The organism is Lentzea pudingi (assembly GCF_014646255.1).
In the GTDB taxonomy this organism is placed as follows: Bacteria; Actinomycetota; Actinomycetes; order Mycobacteriales; family Pseudonocardiaceae; genus Lentzea; species Lentzea pudingi.
In genome coordinates this window covers 1-15380 of the sequence record NZ_BMNC01000018.1, presented here as the reverse complement: position 1 = coordinate 15380, position 15380 = coordinate 1, and the positions used below count along the sequence as shown (strand labels likewise).

Here is a 15380-nt window from a genome sequence, read left to right as displayed (position 1 = left end):
CCGCACCCTACGGCCTCTCCTGCTCCTTCGAGTCCAGCTTGCCCTCGCGGAAGCAGAGCTTGTAGACGAGGTCGGGGCTGTGCGAGGTCTGGAACCGCGAGCAGCCGTCGATGCCGAGCTGCCCGACGCCGAACTGCTCGAAGACCTCGTCCTCGGCCGTGACGCCCACCTGCAGCGAGTCGAAGTACGGCGCGTTCATCTGCGTCGGGTTCAACAGCGTGAACAGCAGCAGCACGACCAGGCCACCGGTGATCGGCAGCAACGCCAGCAGGCCGAGGCAGCCGCCGCCGAGCACCCGCGGGACGGTCAGGATCTCCGCGGCGAGCGGGGGAGGCACCTCGCCGACCTCGGCCGCGGCCTGGTCGGCCTGGGTGGGAGGGTGCAGCGGCACGTCCGCCGCCACCCGGAACCCGCCCTCGACCGGCCGGCCGGCGCTGAACGACCCGCCGAGCAGCCCGACGCGTTCCTCCAGGCCGATCAGGCCGCGCCGGGCGCCCTTGCCCTCGACCGCGGACGTCGGCCCGTTCAGCACCTGGATGCGCGCCCGGCCGCCCTGGACCGCCACCTGCACCCGAGTGCGTGCGGACGGAGCATGCTTGCCGACGTTGGTCAGGGCCTCGCGGACCACCCGGTGCACGGCGCGGCGGGTGCGCGGGTCGGCACCGTGCAGGTCGTCACCGGACCAGTCGAGCGTCGCGGCGAGCCCGGAACCCTCGACCAGGGCGGTGATGTCGGACCGGGTGCCGGTGTCCTCGTCGAGCGACTCGGGTTCGGGACTCGTCCGCAGCACGCCGAGGATCTCGCGCAGTTCCGCCATCGCGAGCGACGATGTGGTGCGGATCAGCTCGGCCTGCTCGTGCAGTTGCGGGGCCTTCTTCGCGGTGGTCAGCTCCAGCGCCCCGGCGTGGATGGAGATCAGGCTGAGCCGGTGCCCGAGCATGTCGTGCATCTCGCCGGCGATGTGCGCGCGTTCGTCGGACCGCGCCGACGCGGCGGTCAGGGCACGGGCGCGTTCGAGGTACTCGTTGCGCTCCTGCAGCAACCGGACCATCGGCCTGCGGCGGCCGAGCAGCATGCCGGAGACGGCGGGGAACACCACGAAGAAGACCGATCCGAGGATCCCGCCGAGCAGGCTCTGCCACAGCGGCATCGCGTCGTGGACCTGGAAGAGGCCGAACGCGGTCTGCAGGAGCGTGGTCACGCCCAGCAGCGCCCACAGCCGCCCGAGCCGGGGAATGCTCCGGGACGCCGCGAACACCACGAACATCGTGGTGGCCATCGCCCAGAGGTTGTTGACCGCGAAGAGCGGTGCCGTCAGCAGCAGCACCCACTCCGGCTTGCGCGGGGCGAACCACACCAGCGCGGCGATCCACAGCGCGCTGGCGGTGATCAGCAACGGGTGCGGCGTGGGTGCCAGCGGGGCGATCAGCGGCACGAGGCCCACGAGGAACGCGAGAGCGGGCCAGACGAACCTCATCGGGCGAGCTCCTTCTTCGTGGTCATCAGGCCGGAGTCCCGGTCGAAGCAGAACTCGAAGTCGCGGTCGTTCGAGTCGCGCACGTGGTAGCGATAGCATCCGGCGTTGTCGGACGGCACGCCGAACCCGAACATCTCGGTGACCTCCTCCTCGTGCGCGACCGACGGCTGGAACCCGTCGAACTCCTCCCGGCTCACCTCCTGGCGGCCGAACACCGCGACGACGAGCAGGACGAACGCCGTGCCGAGCGCGGGGACGAGCGAGAGCGTGGCCAGGCAGCCGCCGCCGACCACGCGCGGCACGGTCAGGACCTCGGCGGTGATCGGCGGTGGTGCCTCCATCACGGCACCGGCCGCACCGGTCTCCTCCTGCACGACCGGGTGCAACGGCAGGCTGGCCGTCACCCGGAACCCCTCGCCGGTCGGCACCTCGGCGAGGAACGACCCGCCGATCAGCTCGACGCGTTCCTCCAGGCCGATGAGCCCGCGACGGGTACCGGCACCCCGGGGAGCGGCGCTGGGACCGTTGACCACCTCGACCCGAACCCGATCGGCGACGGCCACGGACACGCGCGTGCGAGCCGACGGCGCATGCTTGTGCACGTTCGTGAGTGCTTCGCGCACGACCCGGTGCACCGCCCTGCGAAGGCGTGCGTCGGCATCGGCCAGATCGGCGCCGGACCAGTCGAGGTACACGGAAAGGCCCGCAGCAGACGACGCCGCCACGAGCCGTTCGACATCTGCGCGCGTACCGGCGTCCTCCTCGTGTTCGGAGGAAGCACCGAGCACGCCGAGGATCTCGCGCAACTCCTCCATCGCGACTGCGGACGTCTTGCGGATCAGCTCGACCTGTTCGCGCAGCTCAGGGGCTTGTTCGGCCGCCGACCGCTCCAGCGCGCCCGCATGCGCGGTCAGCTGCCGGAGCCGATGGCTGAGCATGTCGTGCATCTCGCTGGCGATGTGTGCGCGCGTAGCCGACCGGGCAGTGCTCGCGGTCAACGCACGCGCGTGCTCCAGGTAGTCGTTGCGCTCCATCAGCACCTGCGTCAACGGCTTGCGCCGCCCGATCAGCGCCCCGGACACGGCGGGGAAGACCAGCAGGAACACGACCGAGAACGCGGTACCGAGGACGTACTCGAGCGGGCTGTCCCCGGCCCGCCACGAGTGCAGCCCGCCGAACACCGCCTGCAGCACCGTCGTGATTCCCACCAGTGCCCACAGCCGGCCCTGCGACCGGATCGACCGGGCCGAGCGGAAGACCACGAGTGACGTCGGGGCGAGCGCGAGCAGGTTGCTGACCCCGTTGAGGGGAGCGGTGAGCACGATCGCCCACTTCGGCCAGCGCGCGCTGATCGGCACGAGCGCCGCCGCCCACAGGGCCGAGAGCACGATCAGCCACGGTTGCGCGGGCCTGCCCAGCGGCGCCGCCAGCGTCACCAGCGCGAGCAGGAGGACGCACGCCGCCCAGAGCCCGTCGCGCACCTTCACGTTCACGCTGATCATCATGGTCGATCCCGCCCCGGCGCCCCAGCGCCAGGTGGCCCGATCGGGTGGCCAGGTGGCCATACTCGGTTGAGTGAGTTTGCATGACCGTGCATAATCATGCGCATGACAGTGAGGATCGCGGTCGCGGGCGCCAGCGGGTACGCGGGTGGCGAGCTGCTCCGCCTGCTACTGGGCCATCCGGACATCGAGATCGGCGCGCTGACGGCCAACAGCAGCGCCGGCGACAAGTTGCTCAAGCACCAGCCGCACCTCCTGCCGCTCGCGGACCGAGACCTACAAGACACCACAGTCGAGACCCTCAAGGGCCACGACGTGGTGTTCCTCGCACTTCCCCACGGTCACTCAGCCGCGCTCGCCGAGCAACTCGGCGACGACACCGTCGTGATCGACTGCGGCGCCGACCACCGGCTGACCAGCGCCGACGACTGGAAGCGGTGGTACGGCGGCGAGCACGCCGGCACCTGGCCGTACGGACTCCCCGAGCTTCCCAACGGGCGGGACGCGCTCGTCGGCGCCCGCCGCGTCGCCGTGCCCGGCTGCTACCCGACGGTGTCCTCGCTGGCACTCGCACCGGCCGTGGACCTGATCGAGGACGAGGTCGTCATCGTCGCCGTGTCGGGCACGTCCGGCGCCGGCAAGTCGCTCAAGACGAACCTGCTCGGCTCCGAGGTCATGGGCTCCGCCAGCGCGTACGGCGTCGGCGGCGCGCACCGGCACACGCCCGAGATCACCCAGAACCTCACCGCGGCGGCCGGTCGTCCGATCAAGGTCAGCTTCACGCCGGTGCTCGCGCCGATGTCCCGGGGCATCCTCGCGACCTGCACGGCGGCGTTGAAGGACACTGCCGCACACGTTCGCGAGGCCTACGAGAAGGCGTACGCGGACGAGCCGTTCGTGCACCTGCTGCCCGAAGGCCTCTGGCCGACGACGAACGCCGTGCTGGGGTCGAACGCCGTCCAGCTGCAAGTGACCGTCGACTCCGACCTGGGCAGGCTCGTGGTCGTGGCCGCCGTCGACAACCTGGCCAAGGGCACCGCCGGTGCCGCTGTCCAGTGCATGAACCTCGCTCTCGGACTGCCGGAAACGACCGGCCTCTCGACCGTTGGAGTCGCTCCGTGAACCGCAACAAGGGCGTCACCGGACCCCAGGGCTTCCGGGCCGCCGGGATCGCCGCCGGGATCAAGGAATCCGGCGCGCTGGACTTCACGCTCGTCGTGAACGACGGCCCGTCCGACGCCGCGGCGGGCGTCTTCACCACGAACAAGGTGAAGGCCGCGCCGGTGTTGTGGTCGCAGCAGGTGATCCAGTCCCGGCGCCTCACCGCGGTCGTGCTCAACTCCGGCGGCGCCAACGCGTGCACCGGCCCCGAGGGCTTCCAGGACACCCACGCCACGGCGGAGAAGGTCGCCGAGGTGCTCGGCACCGGCGCGGTCGACGTCGCGGTCTGCTCCACCGGCCTGATCGGCGAGCGCCTCCCGATGGACAGGGTGCTGGCGGGCGTCGAGAACGCCGCGAAGGAGCTGGACTCCACGGTGGAGGCGGGCCTGAACGCCGCCACCGGCGTGATGACCACGGACAGCCGTCCCAAGCAGTCGTGGAAGGCCTCCGACCAGGGCTTCTCGGTCGGCGGGTTCGTGAAGGGCGCGGGCATGCTCGCCCCGAACATGGCCACGATGCTGTCGGTCATCACGACCGACGCCAAGATCTCCGGCGACCGGCTCGACTCCGCGCTGCGGCAGGCGGTGTCGCGCACGTTCGACCGCCTCGACGTCGACGGCGGCACGTCCACCAACGACACCGTGCTCGTGCTGGCGTCCGGCGCCTCGGGCGTCGAGCCCTCGTTCGACGACTTCGCCGCGTTGCTCACCGAGGTCGCGGGAGACCTGGTCAAGCAGCTCCAGGGTGACGCCGAGGGCGTGACGAAGGAAGTCAGCATCACCGTCAGGCAGGCCGCCACCGAGGCCGAGGCCGTCCACATCGGACGGACCGTCGCCGAGGACAACCTGGTGAAGACGGCGCTCTTCGGCAGCGACCCGAACTGGGGCCGCGTCGCGATGGCGCTGGGCCGCGCGGACGCCGAGATCGACCCGGACGTCCTGCAGATCATCATCAACGGCGTCTCGTTGTACCGCAACGGAACTCGTGACCGCGACCGGAGCGAGGCCGACCTCTCCGGCCGTGACATCGAGATCGTCATCGACCTCAACGTCGGCGAGGCCGAAGCCACCGTGCTCACCACGGACCTGTCCCACGGCTACGTCGAAGAGAACAGCGCGTACTCCTCATGAACGCACAAGAGAAAGCAGCGGTCCTCGTCGAAGCGCTGCCGTGGCTGGAGCGTTTCCGCGGCGCGCTCGTGGTCGTCAAGTACGGCGGCAACGCCATGGTCGACGACGAGCTGAAGAAGGCGTTCGCCGAGGACATGGTGTTCCTGCGGCTGTGCGGCCTGCGCCCGGTCGTCGTGCACGGCGGCGGCCCGCAGATCAAGTCGATGCTCGACAAGCTCGGCATCCACAGCGAGTTCCGCGGCGGCCTGCGCGTCACGACGCCCGAGGCCATGGACGTCGTGCGGATGGTCCTGGTCGGGCAGGTCGGGCGTGAGCTCGTCGGCCTGATCAACCAGCACGGTCCCTACGCCGTCGGCATCTCCGGCGAGGACGCGCACCTGTTCACGGCGACGCGCCGCGGTGCCCTGGTCGACGGCGAGGAGGTCGACATCGGTCTCGTCGGCGACATCACCGAGGTGAACCCGGACGCGGTGCTCGACATCGTGCGCGCGGGCCGCATCCCGGTCGTGTCGTCGGTCGCGCCGGACATCCACGGCGTGCCGCACAACGTGAACGCGGACACGGCGGCCGGCGCTCTCGCGGTCGCTCTCGGCGCGGAGAAGCTCGTCGTGCTCACGGACGTCGAGGGTCTCTACGCGAACTGGCCGGACCGCTCGTCGCTGCTGAACCAGATCCGCGCCTCCGAGCTGGAGAAGATCCTGCCGGACCTGGAAAGCGGCATGGTGCCGAAGATGGAGGCCTGCCTGCGCGCGGTGCGCGGCGGGGTCCCGCAGGCGCACGTGATTGACGGCCGGCTGGCCCACAGTGTTCTGCTCGAAGTCTTCACCACTGAAGGCGTCGGAACGATGGTCTTGGGGGACAAGTGACCACGCGGTGGCAACAGTCCATGATGGACAACTACGGCTCACCTTCGTTGCAGCTGGAACGAGGTGAGGGCGCGCATGTGTGGGACGCGGACGGGAACCGTTACGTCGACCTGCTGACCGGCCTCGCCGTCAACGCGCTCGGCCACGCCCACCCGGCGATCGTCGAGGCGGTGTCGACGCAGATCGCGAAGCTCGGCCACACCGGCAACCTGTACGTCAACGAGCCCGCGCTGAAGCTCGCCGAACGCCTGCTGGACATCGCGGGGGAGCCCGGCAAGGTCTTCTTCTGCAACTCCGGCGCCGAGGCCAACGAGGCGGCGCTCAAGATGGCGCGCCTCACCGGCCGCACCAAGATCATCTCCACGCTCGGCGGGTTCCACGGCCGCACGATGGGCGCGCTGACGCTCACCGGCCAGGAACCGAAGCGCGCGCCGTTCGAGCCCTTGGTCCCCGGCGTCTCGCACGTCCCGTTCGGTGACGTGGCGGCGCTCGAGGCCGCGATCGACGACGACACGGCGGCGTTCATCGTCGAGCCGATCCAGGGCGAGCAGGGCATCATGGTGCCGCCCGCGGGCTACCTGCAGGAGGTCCGCCGGATCACCTCCGAGCACGGCGCGCTGTTCATCCTCGACGAGGTGCAGACCGGCATCGGCCGTCTCGGCACGTGGTTCGCGTTCCAGCAGGCCGGGATCGTGCCGGATGTGATGACGCTCGCCAAGGGCATCGGCGGCGGTCTGCCGCTGGGCGCCACCATCGGTTTCGGCGCGGCGGCTGAGCTGTTCAAGCCCGGCCACCACGGCACGACGTACGGCGGCAACCCGGTGTGCTGCGCCGCCGGTCTCGCCGTGCTCGACACGATCGCCTCGGAAGGCCTGCTGGAGCACGTCTCGTCCGTGGGCAAGGAGATCGCCACGGGTGTGGAGGCGTTGCACCACCCCATGATCTCCGGTGTCAGGGGAGCCGGCCTGCTGCTCGGCATCACGCTGCGCGAGAACGTCTCCGCGAAGGCCGCGGCGGCCGCGCAGAAGGCCGGTTACCTGATCAACCCGATCCAGCCCGACGTGCTGCGGCTCGCCCCGCCGCTGGTGCTGGAGGAGTCCGACGCGCAGGCCTTCGTCGCCGCGCTCCCCACCTTCTTCGAGGAGACGCCGTGAGCCCGAGGCACTTCCTGCGCGACGACGACCTGTCCACCGAGGAGCAGGCGGCCGTCCTCGACCTCGCGGACGCGTACAAGGCGGACCGGTTCACCGCGAAGCCGCTGGCGGGCCCCAAGTCCGTCGCCGTGATCTTCGAGAAGAACTCCACGCGCACCCGGCTCTCGTTCGAGGTCGGCATCGCGCAGCTCGGCGGCAACCCGGTGATCATCGACGGCCGGTCGATGCAGCTGGGCCGCGAGGAGACGATCGAGGACACCTCGCGGATCCTGTCCGGCTACGTCGACGCCGTGGTGTGGCGGACGTTCGCGCAGGCCCGCATGGAGGCGATGGCCTCCGTGTCGCGCATTCCGGTCGTCAACGCGCTGACCGACGAGTTCCACCCGTGCCAGGTGCTCGCGGACCTGCAGACGATCCGCCGCCGTTACGGCAAGCTGGCGGGTCTGACGCTGACGTACCTGGGCGACGGCGCCAACAACATGTCGCACTCGCTGATGCTCGGTGGTGCCACGGCCGGTATGCACGTCCGCATCGGCGCGCCCGCCGGTTTCGTGCCGAACACCCAGCTCCTGGAGGACGCGAAGAAGCGCGCCGCCGAGACCGGTGGTTCGGTGACGTTGACCAGCGACCCGCAGGCGTCGGTCGACGGCTCGGACGTGCTGGTCACCGACACCTGGACGTCGATGGGGCAGGAGAACGACGGCAAGGACCGCGTCGGCCCGTTCCGCCCGTACCAGGTGAACGCCGCTTTGCTGGCCGCGACCGGAAAGCCCGACTCGACGGTGCTGCACTGCCTGCCCGCGCACCGCGGCTGGGAGATCACCGACGAGGTGCTCGACGGCCCGCAGTCGCTCGTGTGGCAGGAAGCGGAGAACCGGTTGCACGCGCAGAAGGCGTTGCTCGTCTGGTTGCTGGAGCAGTCGTCATGACCCGCACCGCCCGTCAGGGCCGCATAGTCGAGATGGTGTCGCATCAGGCCGTGCGCAGCCAGTCCGAGCTCGCGAAACTGCTTGCGGCTGAAGGCATCGACGTCACGCAGGCCACGTTGTCGCGCGACCTCGACGAGCTGGGCGCGGTCAAGCTGCGCGGCCCCGACGGCGGTGCGCCGATCTACGTGATCCCGGAAGACGGCAGCCCCGTGCGCGGCGTCCAGGGCGGCACCACGCGCCTGGTCCGCGTGCTGGGCGAACTGCTGGTGTCGACGGACTTCTCCGGAAACCTCGCGGTGCTGCGGACTCCGCCCGGCGCCGCGCAGTTCCTGGCCTCGGCGTTGGACCGCGCCGCGTTGCACGAGGTGGTCGGCACGATCGCGGGGGACGACACGATCCTCGTCGTGGCCCGCGAACCGATGACCGGTGCCGAGCTCGCCGACCGGATCACCGCGCTCGCCTCGGGCGACGTCGATGAATGAGCCCGTGCACGCCGTTCTGACGTTCGACGCGGGCGTGGCCGTGGCGGTGGACGGCGAGACCGTCTCCGTCGCCGAGGCTGTCCGCGAGCTCAACTTCCGCGCCGGCGTGGTCAGGTCCAGCCTGGGCACGGTCGCGCTGCGCGTCGCGCGGATGGCATTGCCGTCGGGTTCCGGCGAGGTCGACGTCGCGCTGTACGAGGGGCGCGTCGTCGGGCTGGTCGCCCGTTCGGAAGAATCGCTCTACGACTTCGCTAGCTGAGAGTTGCGTGCAATGAGTTCTTTGTGGGGTGGCCGGTTCGAGTCGGGACCGGCCGAGGCGATGGCGCGGCTGTCGTTGTCGACGCACTTCGATTGGCGGCTCGCGCCGTACGACATCGCGGGCTCGCGCGCGCACGCCCGTGTGCTGCACGCCGCGGGGCTGTTGTCGGACGAGGAGCTCGCCGGCATGCAGAAGGCGCTCGACGAGCTGCTCGCCGACGTCGAGTCCGGCGCGTTCACCCCGGTGCTGGAGGACGAGGACGTCCACACGGCGCTGGAGCGGGGCCTGATCGACCGCGCCGGCACCGAGCTGGGCGGCAAGCTGCGCGCCGGCCGTTCCCGCAACGACCAGGTCGCGACGCTGTTCCGGATGTGGCTGCGCGACGCGGCCCGTCGCGTGGCCGCCGGTGTGTTGGACGTCGTCGACGCCCTGGCCGCGCAGTCCGAGACGCACTTCGGCGCCGTCATGCCGGGCCGCACGCACCTGCAGTCCGCACAGCCCGTGCTGCTCTCGCACCACCTGCTCGCGCACGCCCACGCGTTGCTGCGCGACGTCGACCGCCTGCACGACTGGGACAAGCGCGCGGGCTTCTCCCCGTACGGCTCGGGCGCGCTCGCCGGTTCGTCGCTCGGCCTGGACCCGGCGAAGGTGGCCGCGGACCTGGGCTTCTACGCCCCGGTCGAGAACTCGATCGACGGCACCGCCTCGCGCGACTTCGCCGCCGAGATCGCGTTCGTGCTGGCCATGATCAGCGTGAACCTCTCCCGCGTGGCCGAGGAGATCATCATCTGGACGACGGCCGAGTTCCGCTTCGCGGTGCTCGACGACGCGTGGTCCACCGGCAGCTCGATCATGCCGCAGAAGAAGAACCCGGACGTCGCCGAACTGGCGCGCGGCAAGTCGGGCCGCCTCATCGGCAACCTCGCGGGTCTGCTCGCGACGCTGAAGGCGCAGCCGCTGGCGTACAACCGCGACCTGCAGGAGGACAAGGAACCTCTGTTCGACGGCGTCGAGCAGCTGGAGCTCCTGCTCCCGGCGTTCGCGGGCATGGTGGCGACGCTTCGCTTCGACGTCGACCGCATGGCGTCACTGGCTCCGGCCGGCTTCACCCTCGCCACGGACATCGCGGAATGGCTTGTGCGCCAAGGCGTCCCGTTCCGCGTGGCGCACGAGGCCGCCGGAGCGTGCGTCCGCGCGGCCGAGTCCCGCGGCGTCGGCCTGGAGGACCTGACCGACGAGGAGTTCCTCGCGATCTCGCCCTCCCTGACCGCCGAGGTCCGTTCGGTGCTGACCGTGGAGGGCTCGATCGCCTCGCGCGACGCCCACGGCGGCACCGCCCCGGTCCGTGTCCGCGAACAGCTGGACGCACTCGTCGCGAAGGCTGCTTCCGCGCGTGAGTTCTAGGCTGCTGACCCAGGAGGAGCTGGCCGTCGACCCGGTCGACGCGTCCCGGCTCCTCCTCGGGTCCTACCTGGAGGCAGGCGGTGTGCGCGTGCGCATCGTCGAGGTTGAGGCGTACCGGGGCGGCGACGACCCGGCGTCGCACTGCTACCGAGGCATGACCCCGCGCAACGAGGTCATGTTCGGCCCGGCCGGGTTCCTGTACGTCTACTTCGTCTACGGCATGCACTTCTGCGCCAACGTCGTGACGCTGACCGACGGCGTGCCCGGTGCGGTGCTGTTGCGCGCGGGCGAAGTCGTCTCCGGTGAGGACGTCGCCTTCTCTCGCCGCCCTGCATCACGTTCTGCCGCCGAACTGGGCAAGGGGCCCGCACGGCTGTGCAAGGTCCTCGGGCTCGATCGCTCGTCGAACGGTCTTGACCTGACCTCTGCTTCCTCGCCCGTGCGTCTCTACGCGGGTGAACCGGTCACGAAGGTGCACGCGGGGCCACGCGTTGGTGTCGCGGTGGCGATGGACGTGCCGTGGCGGTTCTGGATCGACTCGCCGGCGGTGTCGACCTACAAACGCGGCGGGAAACGGCGCCCTACCAAGAGCGCATGACCTGCTCGATCGCGTCGTCCAACGCCTTGCTGAGCTGCGGATCGATCGTGAACGTCAGGCTGAACTCGTAGTCCACGTCCTCGCCTGCGGTGAGGCGCTCCACCAGTGTGTCGGCGAGCATCAGGAAATCGGCGGCGAGCTTGCGCGTCGCGGTGATCGGGCCGTCCGCGACGCGTGCCTGCAGACCGGCGACCTTGCTCACCTGCTCGTAGACGTACGTGGTGCCCCGGACCTCTCGTGCCCAGTCGAGCAGTTCCTCGTACAACTGCACCAGCCGTCGGGCGGTGTGGACGACTTCGTCCGGGTTCAGGTTCTGGGTGTCACCGGGCAGACCGAACGTCACGAGTCGCCTTTCAGGCGAGAGGATCCTCTCCACCGAATCGGTGATCGCTGCCAGCATGGCGTGCCTGTGCCGGAACGCCGACAGGTCGAGCACGTCGACGACGGAGCCGTTGCGGGGCGCGTATCCAGCGAGGTGATCCCGGAACTTCGCTTCCAGCGCGTCGACACCCTGGAAGAGAACGCCCGCGAACAGCAGGTATGGCCATGCCGGAGGTCGTTCCACCAGCAGCGCGTCGACGTCGCTCGGAGTGCGCGGAGCCTTGGTGATGAACGCCGCCCGCGCCGGGAGCGACCGGCCCAGTTTCCGCAGCACCGCGGCGGCCACGTCGTCCACGCTGTGCTTGCGCAGGTCGAGGTATGCGATGGTCGGCGGCAGACCGGGCACTTCGGTGTCATCGACCCGGATCGGGAGCAGGTAGGCCTCCGCCTCGTCGAGCGCGCGTGCTTGCGCGGCTTGGCGCTCGATCCTGGTCCACTTCTTCTCGACGTAGTGCTTCGACGCGAAGAGCAGCACGAACCGGACTCGCTTGCCGTACACCTCAGGCAGGTGGTCGACCAGGTTGACGCCCCACAACTCGGCGACGCGGTCCTCGTCGTAGAACACGCTGACGCCGAGCTCCTCCAGCCGCCGCACGACAGGCAGCACCTTGGCCCTGTCTTCTCCAGCGAATGACGGCGCGATGTCGAACTCGTACTCCGGCACCGCGCCATTCTGCCTTCCGCCCGCGTCACCGTGAGAGCTTCTCCAGCGCGGTCGTGAACTCCAGCTCCAGCGCCGGCTCCACCTCGAACACCAGCGGCACCGTCATGTCGATGTGCTCCCCGGCCGCCAGCCGCTCGACCAGCGTGCCCGCCACGTGGCTCAGGTCCTGGGCGACGTCGTGCATCGCCTCCAGCTGCCGATCGGCGAAGCGCGCCTGCACCCGAGCGGCGGCGCGGGCGTGTTCGTCGGCGTAGCTGGTCCCGTGGATGGTGCGCGCCCAGTCGAGGATCTCGTCGAACGTCCGCACGAACAGCTCGCCGAGGTGCACGATCCGGTCCGCGTCGCCCGCCTCGCCGGGCCTGCCGAACGCGGCCTCCTGGGTGGCCGAGGTGAAGACCGAGTCGACGGCGACCTTGATGATCTCGCCCAGCAGCACGTTGCGGTCGCGGATCAGGCCGATGCCGTTGCCGTGCTCGACGGTGCCGTTGCGCGGCGAGTAGCGCAGGAAGTGTTCGCGGTACTTCTGCTGCAGGTCGGAAAGTCCTTGTGCGACAACGGTCGCGTAGAGCAGGTACTCCCAGCCGCGTGGCTTCTCCCGTGCCAGCGCGGCCACCGACCGCGGCGTGATCGGGGTCGTCGGGCTGAACTCGGCGCGGTGCTGGGCGAGCTTCTGCACGACGGCGTCCGCGATCGTCGCCGCGTCGTGGACGCGCAGGTCGAGGTACCCGACGTGCGGGGAGAGACCGGGCACCTCGGTGTCGTCGATCCGGATCGGCAGCACGTACTCCGAGTGCTGCTCCAGCGCACGCCCGAGCGCGGCCCGGTGCTGCAACCTCGACCACTTGTCGACGTAGTGCCGCGAACTGAACAGCAGCACGTACCGCGCGCGCTTGGTGAAGGCGTCGGAGAAGTACTCCACCAGGGGCAGGCCCCACATCTCGGCCTCGCGGTCCAAGCTGTGGAAGAGCTCGACCCCGAGGTCCTTCAGCAGCGCGACGACGGGGAGGACCAGATCCTGGTCCTCCCCGGCATAGGACAGGGCGACGTCGAACTCGTACTCGGCCACCCCGCCATTCTTACGGCCTGACGGTCCTGCGGTACCAGGCCCGTCGGTGGCCAGAAGGCAGAGCCACACGGGTGATCAGGTTGGTGAGCAACGCTCCGATGACCAACCACAAGAGAGCTGCCAAGCCCTCGTTGAGGAGCGTCGCCACGGAGGCGTTGTCCGGGGTGAAGAGGCCGTCGAGGCCGAGGGTGATCCCGTCCGCCCAGCCCGCGACGAACTGGAAGAACCCGTTGGTGGCGTTCGCGCCGGCGATCACCAGGAAGATGTGCACCAGCAGGACGATGGCGAACGTCCAGCACACGATGTCGATGATCGCGCAGACGGTCCGCACCGTCCGCAACCTGCGGTAGTCGGCGTCGCGCTCGACCACCTCCTCGACCACCGGCTCGTTCACACGCGGCATGTGTGTCTCGGTCACGCGCGGCATGCGTTCAGTGGGCCGCCGTAACTCCGCATCGCGAGGATCCGTCATGCCCTCGGACGTACCCGTCCGCATACCGGGTCGAAACCCGTTGGACCAGGTAGGGGATGATGAGTGCCGTGAGCGAGCACATCCTTGACGAACTTGCCTGGCGCGGCCTGATCGCGACGTCCACCGACCTCGACGCACTCCGGAAGGACCTGGACGCCGGCCCGCTCACCCTCTATTGCGGTTTCGACCCGACGGCGAAGTCGCTGCACGCGGGCAACATGGTCCCGTTGCTCATGCTCAGGCGCTTCCAGAAGGCCGGTCACCGGCCCATCGTGCTGGCGGGCGGGGCGACGGGCATGATCGGCGACCCGCGCGACACCGGTGAGCGCACGATGAACTCGCTGGACACCGTCGCCGAGTGGGCCGACCGGATCCGCGGCCAGCTGGAGCGGTTCGTCGACTTCGACGACTCGCCCACGGGTGCGGTCGTCGAGAACAACCTCGACTGGACCGGCCAGGTCAGCGCGCTCGAGTTCCTGCGCGACGTCGGCAAGCACTTCTCGATCAACGTCATGCTGTCCCGGGAGACGGTGAAGCGCCGCCTCGAGGGCGACGGCATGTCGTACACCGAGTTCAGCTACCTGCTGCTGCAGTCGAACGACTACCTCGAGCTCCACCGCAAGTACGGCACCGCGCTGCAGGTCGGCGGCTCGGACCAGTGGGGCAACATCGTCGGCGGCGTCGACCTGATCCGCCGGGTCGAGGGCAAGCACGTGCACGCCCTGACCGCGCCGCTGGTCACCGACGCCGAGGGCCGCAAGTTCGGCAAGTCCACCGGTGGCGGCAGCGTGTGGCTCGACCCGGAGATGACCTCGCCGTACGCCTGGTACCAGTACTTCGTGAACGTCGACGACGTCACGGTGCTCAACTACCTGCGGCTGTTCACGTTCCTCACCCGTGAGGAGCTCGACGAGCTGGAGAAGCAGACCGCGGAGGCCCCGCACCAGAGGGCCGCGCAGAAGCGTCTCGCGCAGGAGTTCACTGACCTGGTGCACGGGGAGCGCGCGACGCAGCAGGTCATCCTCGCGTCGTCGGCCCTGTTCGGCCGGGGCGAGCTGCGCGACCTCGACGCGCCGGTGCTGGAAGCGGCGCTCGCCGAGGCACCCAAGGGGCAGGTGCGGCTGGCGGACGAGCCCACGATCGTCGACCTGCTGATCGCGTCGGGCCTGGCCGAGAGCCGGGGCGCCGCGCGGCGGACGGTCAACGAGGGCGGTGCCTACGTGAACAACGCGAAGGTGACCGACGAGGAGTGGAAGCCGGCGGCGTCGGACCTGCTCCACGGCAAGTGGCTGGTGCTCCGTCGCGGAAAGCGGAACAACGCGAGCGTCCAGGTAGAGCTCTGACCTGCACGTTCTGGTTGTCGGAGGCCGCCGGTCCCACCTGGGACCGGCGGCCTTCGGTCTTTCTTGGTGTGATCGCGGTCACAGTGTGCACGGGTTTGGGGTGGGATAGCGTGGTCGGAGGGTCCTGTACGAGGTCGCTGACCTGCGGTTTCTCAACCGTGGGTGAGTGCGGTGCCCCCGATTTGACCCTGCGTTGGCGTGCGTGTAACTTTCTCCATGTCAGCGAGGAACGGGCCGGGAACACCGGAACGGAGCGCGACACAGATCACGAACCAAGCTTCCACTGAGTGTGGTAGAGTGGGTGATCTAGAAACGACGAAGACCCAGCCGGTAGCTCGTCTGAGCTCAGAGGCCAGGGCGTCGGAAGTTTCAATCACAAAGCTTAAGTACGACACAGCCCCGGAAGCGACATCTCTCCGTGAGATTAGCTGCGGTGTGCGCGTGTTCTTTGAGAACTCAACAGCGTGCCGAAACACAGCCAGTAATATATGA

At 69.6% G+C, this 15380-nt stretch carries 15 protein-coding genes; 10 read left to right on the top strand and 5 right to left on the bottom strand.

The features are described 5' to 3' along the window. Positions 1-7 precede the first annotated feature (7 nt). Both IEY88_RS37310 and IEY88_RS37305 read right to left on the bottom strand, forming a co-directional pair. Positions 8-1477: a sensor histidine kinase gene (locus IEY88_RS37310; protein WP_189159642.1), complete on the bottom strand. Its 1470-nt coding sequence runs from the start codon at positions 1475-1477 to the stop codon at positions 8-10. Beyond that, positions 1474-2982 carry a sensor histidine kinase gene (locus tag IEY88_RS37305; RefSeq protein ID WP_189159641.1) on the bottom strand — a complete coding sequence of 503 codons (1509 nt, stop codon included), beginning with the start codon at positions 2980-2982 and terminating at the stop codon, positions 1474-1476. The genes IEY88_RS37310 and IEY88_RS37305 overlap by 4 nt, the downstream gene beginning before the upstream one ends. 102 nt (positions 2983-3084) lie before the next feature. Here IEY88_RS37305 and argC point away from each other — a divergent pair, with 102 nt between their 5' ends. From argC to IEY88_RS37260, 9 genes are read left to right on the top strand one after another with little or no spacing between them, the layout of a single operon-like run. Continuing rightward, positions 3085-4101, top strand: coding sequence for an N-acetyl-gamma-glutamyl-phosphate reductase (gene argC, locus IEY88_RS37300; protein ID WP_189159640.1), 1017 nt, complete (start codon positions 3085-3087; stop codon positions 4099-4101). Continuing rightward, the gene (gene argJ / locus IEY88_RS37295) at positions 4098-5270 is read left to right on the top strand and encodes a bifunctional glutamate N-acetyltransferase/amino-acid acetyltransferase ArgJ (protein ID WP_189159639.1); all 1173 of its coding nucleotides are present in this window, start codon (positions 4098-4100) and stop codon (positions 5268-5270) included. The genes argC and argJ overlap by 4 nt, the downstream gene beginning before the upstream one ends. Continuing rightward, positions 5267-6136, top strand: coding sequence for an acetylglutamate kinase (gene argB / locus IEY88_RS37290; protein WP_189159638.1), 870 nt, complete (start codon positions 5267-5269; stop codon positions 6134-6136). Before argJ ends, argB begins: the two co-directional genes overlap by 4 nt. A 20-nt stretch (positions 6137-6156) precedes the next feature. Continuing rightward, positions 6157-7290 (top strand): acetylornithine transaminase, encoded by a 1134-nt coding sequence (locus tag IEY88_RS37285; RefSeq protein ID WP_189159637.1) that lies wholly within the window; start codon positions 6157-6159, stop codon positions 7288-7290. Continuing rightward, on the top strand, positions 7287-8219 hold the full coding sequence (argF, locus tag IEY88_RS37280) for an ornithine carbamoyltransferase (protein WP_189159636.1): 933 nt from the start codon (positions 7287-7289) through the stop codon (positions 8217-8219). Before IEY88_RS37285 ends, argF begins: the two co-directional genes overlap by 4 nt. Continuing rightward, positions 8216-8701 carry an arginine repressor gene (locus tag IEY88_RS37275; RefSeq protein WP_189159635.1) on the top strand — a complete coding sequence of 162 codons (486 nt, stop codon included), beginning with the start codon at positions 8216-8218 and terminating at the stop codon, positions 8699-8701. The genes argF and IEY88_RS37275 overlap by 4 nt, the downstream gene beginning before the upstream one ends. A 4-nt stretch (positions 8702-8705) precedes the next feature. Next, positions 8706-8960, top strand: coding sequence for an argininosuccinate synthase (locus IEY88_RS45625; RefSeq protein ID WP_373294262.1), 255 nt, complete (start codon positions 8706-8708; stop codon positions 8958-8960). 12 nt (positions 8961-8972) lie between these two features. Beyond that, the gene (argH, locus tag IEY88_RS37265) at positions 8973-10364 is read left to right on the top strand and encodes an argininosuccinate lyase (protein ID WP_189159633.1); all 1392 of its coding nucleotides are present in this window, start codon (positions 8973-8975) and stop codon (positions 10362-10364) included. Next, the gene (locus IEY88_RS37260; protein ID WP_229694119.1) at positions 10354-10962 is read left to right on the top strand and encodes a DNA-3-methyladenine glycosylase; all 609 of its coding nucleotides are present in this window, start codon (positions 10354-10356) and stop codon (positions 10960-10962) included. The genes argH and IEY88_RS37260 overlap by 11 nt, the downstream gene beginning before the upstream one ends. Here the strand turns inward: IEY88_RS37260 and IEY88_RS37255 are convergent. From IEY88_RS37255 to IEY88_RS37245, 3 genes are read right to left on the bottom strand one after another with little or no spacing between them, the layout of a single operon-like run. Beyond that, positions 10946-12007: a toll/interleukin-1 receptor domain-containing protein gene (locus IEY88_RS37255; RefSeq protein ID WP_189159632.1), complete on the bottom strand. Its 1062-nt coding sequence runs from the start codon at positions 12005-12007 to the stop codon at positions 10946-10948. The two genes, IEY88_RS37260 and IEY88_RS37255, sit on opposite strands and share 17 nt — an antisense overlap. 25 nt (positions 12008-12032) lie before the next feature. Further along, the gene (locus IEY88_RS37250) at positions 12033-13073 is read right to left on the bottom strand and encodes a toll/interleukin-1 receptor domain-containing protein (RefSeq protein ID WP_189159631.1); all 1041 of its coding nucleotides are present in this window, start codon (positions 13071-13073) and stop codon (positions 12033-12035) included. A 10-nt stretch (positions 13074-13083) separates the two neighbouring features. Next, a complete protein-coding gene (locus tag IEY88_RS37245; RefSeq protein ID WP_229694118.1) occupies positions 13084-13500 on the bottom strand; it encodes a hypothetical protein in 417 nt (138 codons plus the stop codon). 113 nt (positions 13501-13613) lie between these two features. Between IEY88_RS37245 and tyrS the strand changes: the two genes are divergently transcribed. Next, complete coding sequence (gene tyrS, locus IEY88_RS37240; protein WP_189159630.1) at positions 13614-14888, top strand: tyrosine--tRNA ligase; 1275 nt, start codon at positions 13614-13616, stop codon at positions 14886-14888. The last annotated feature ends 492 nt before the right edge of the window (positions 14889-15380 follow it).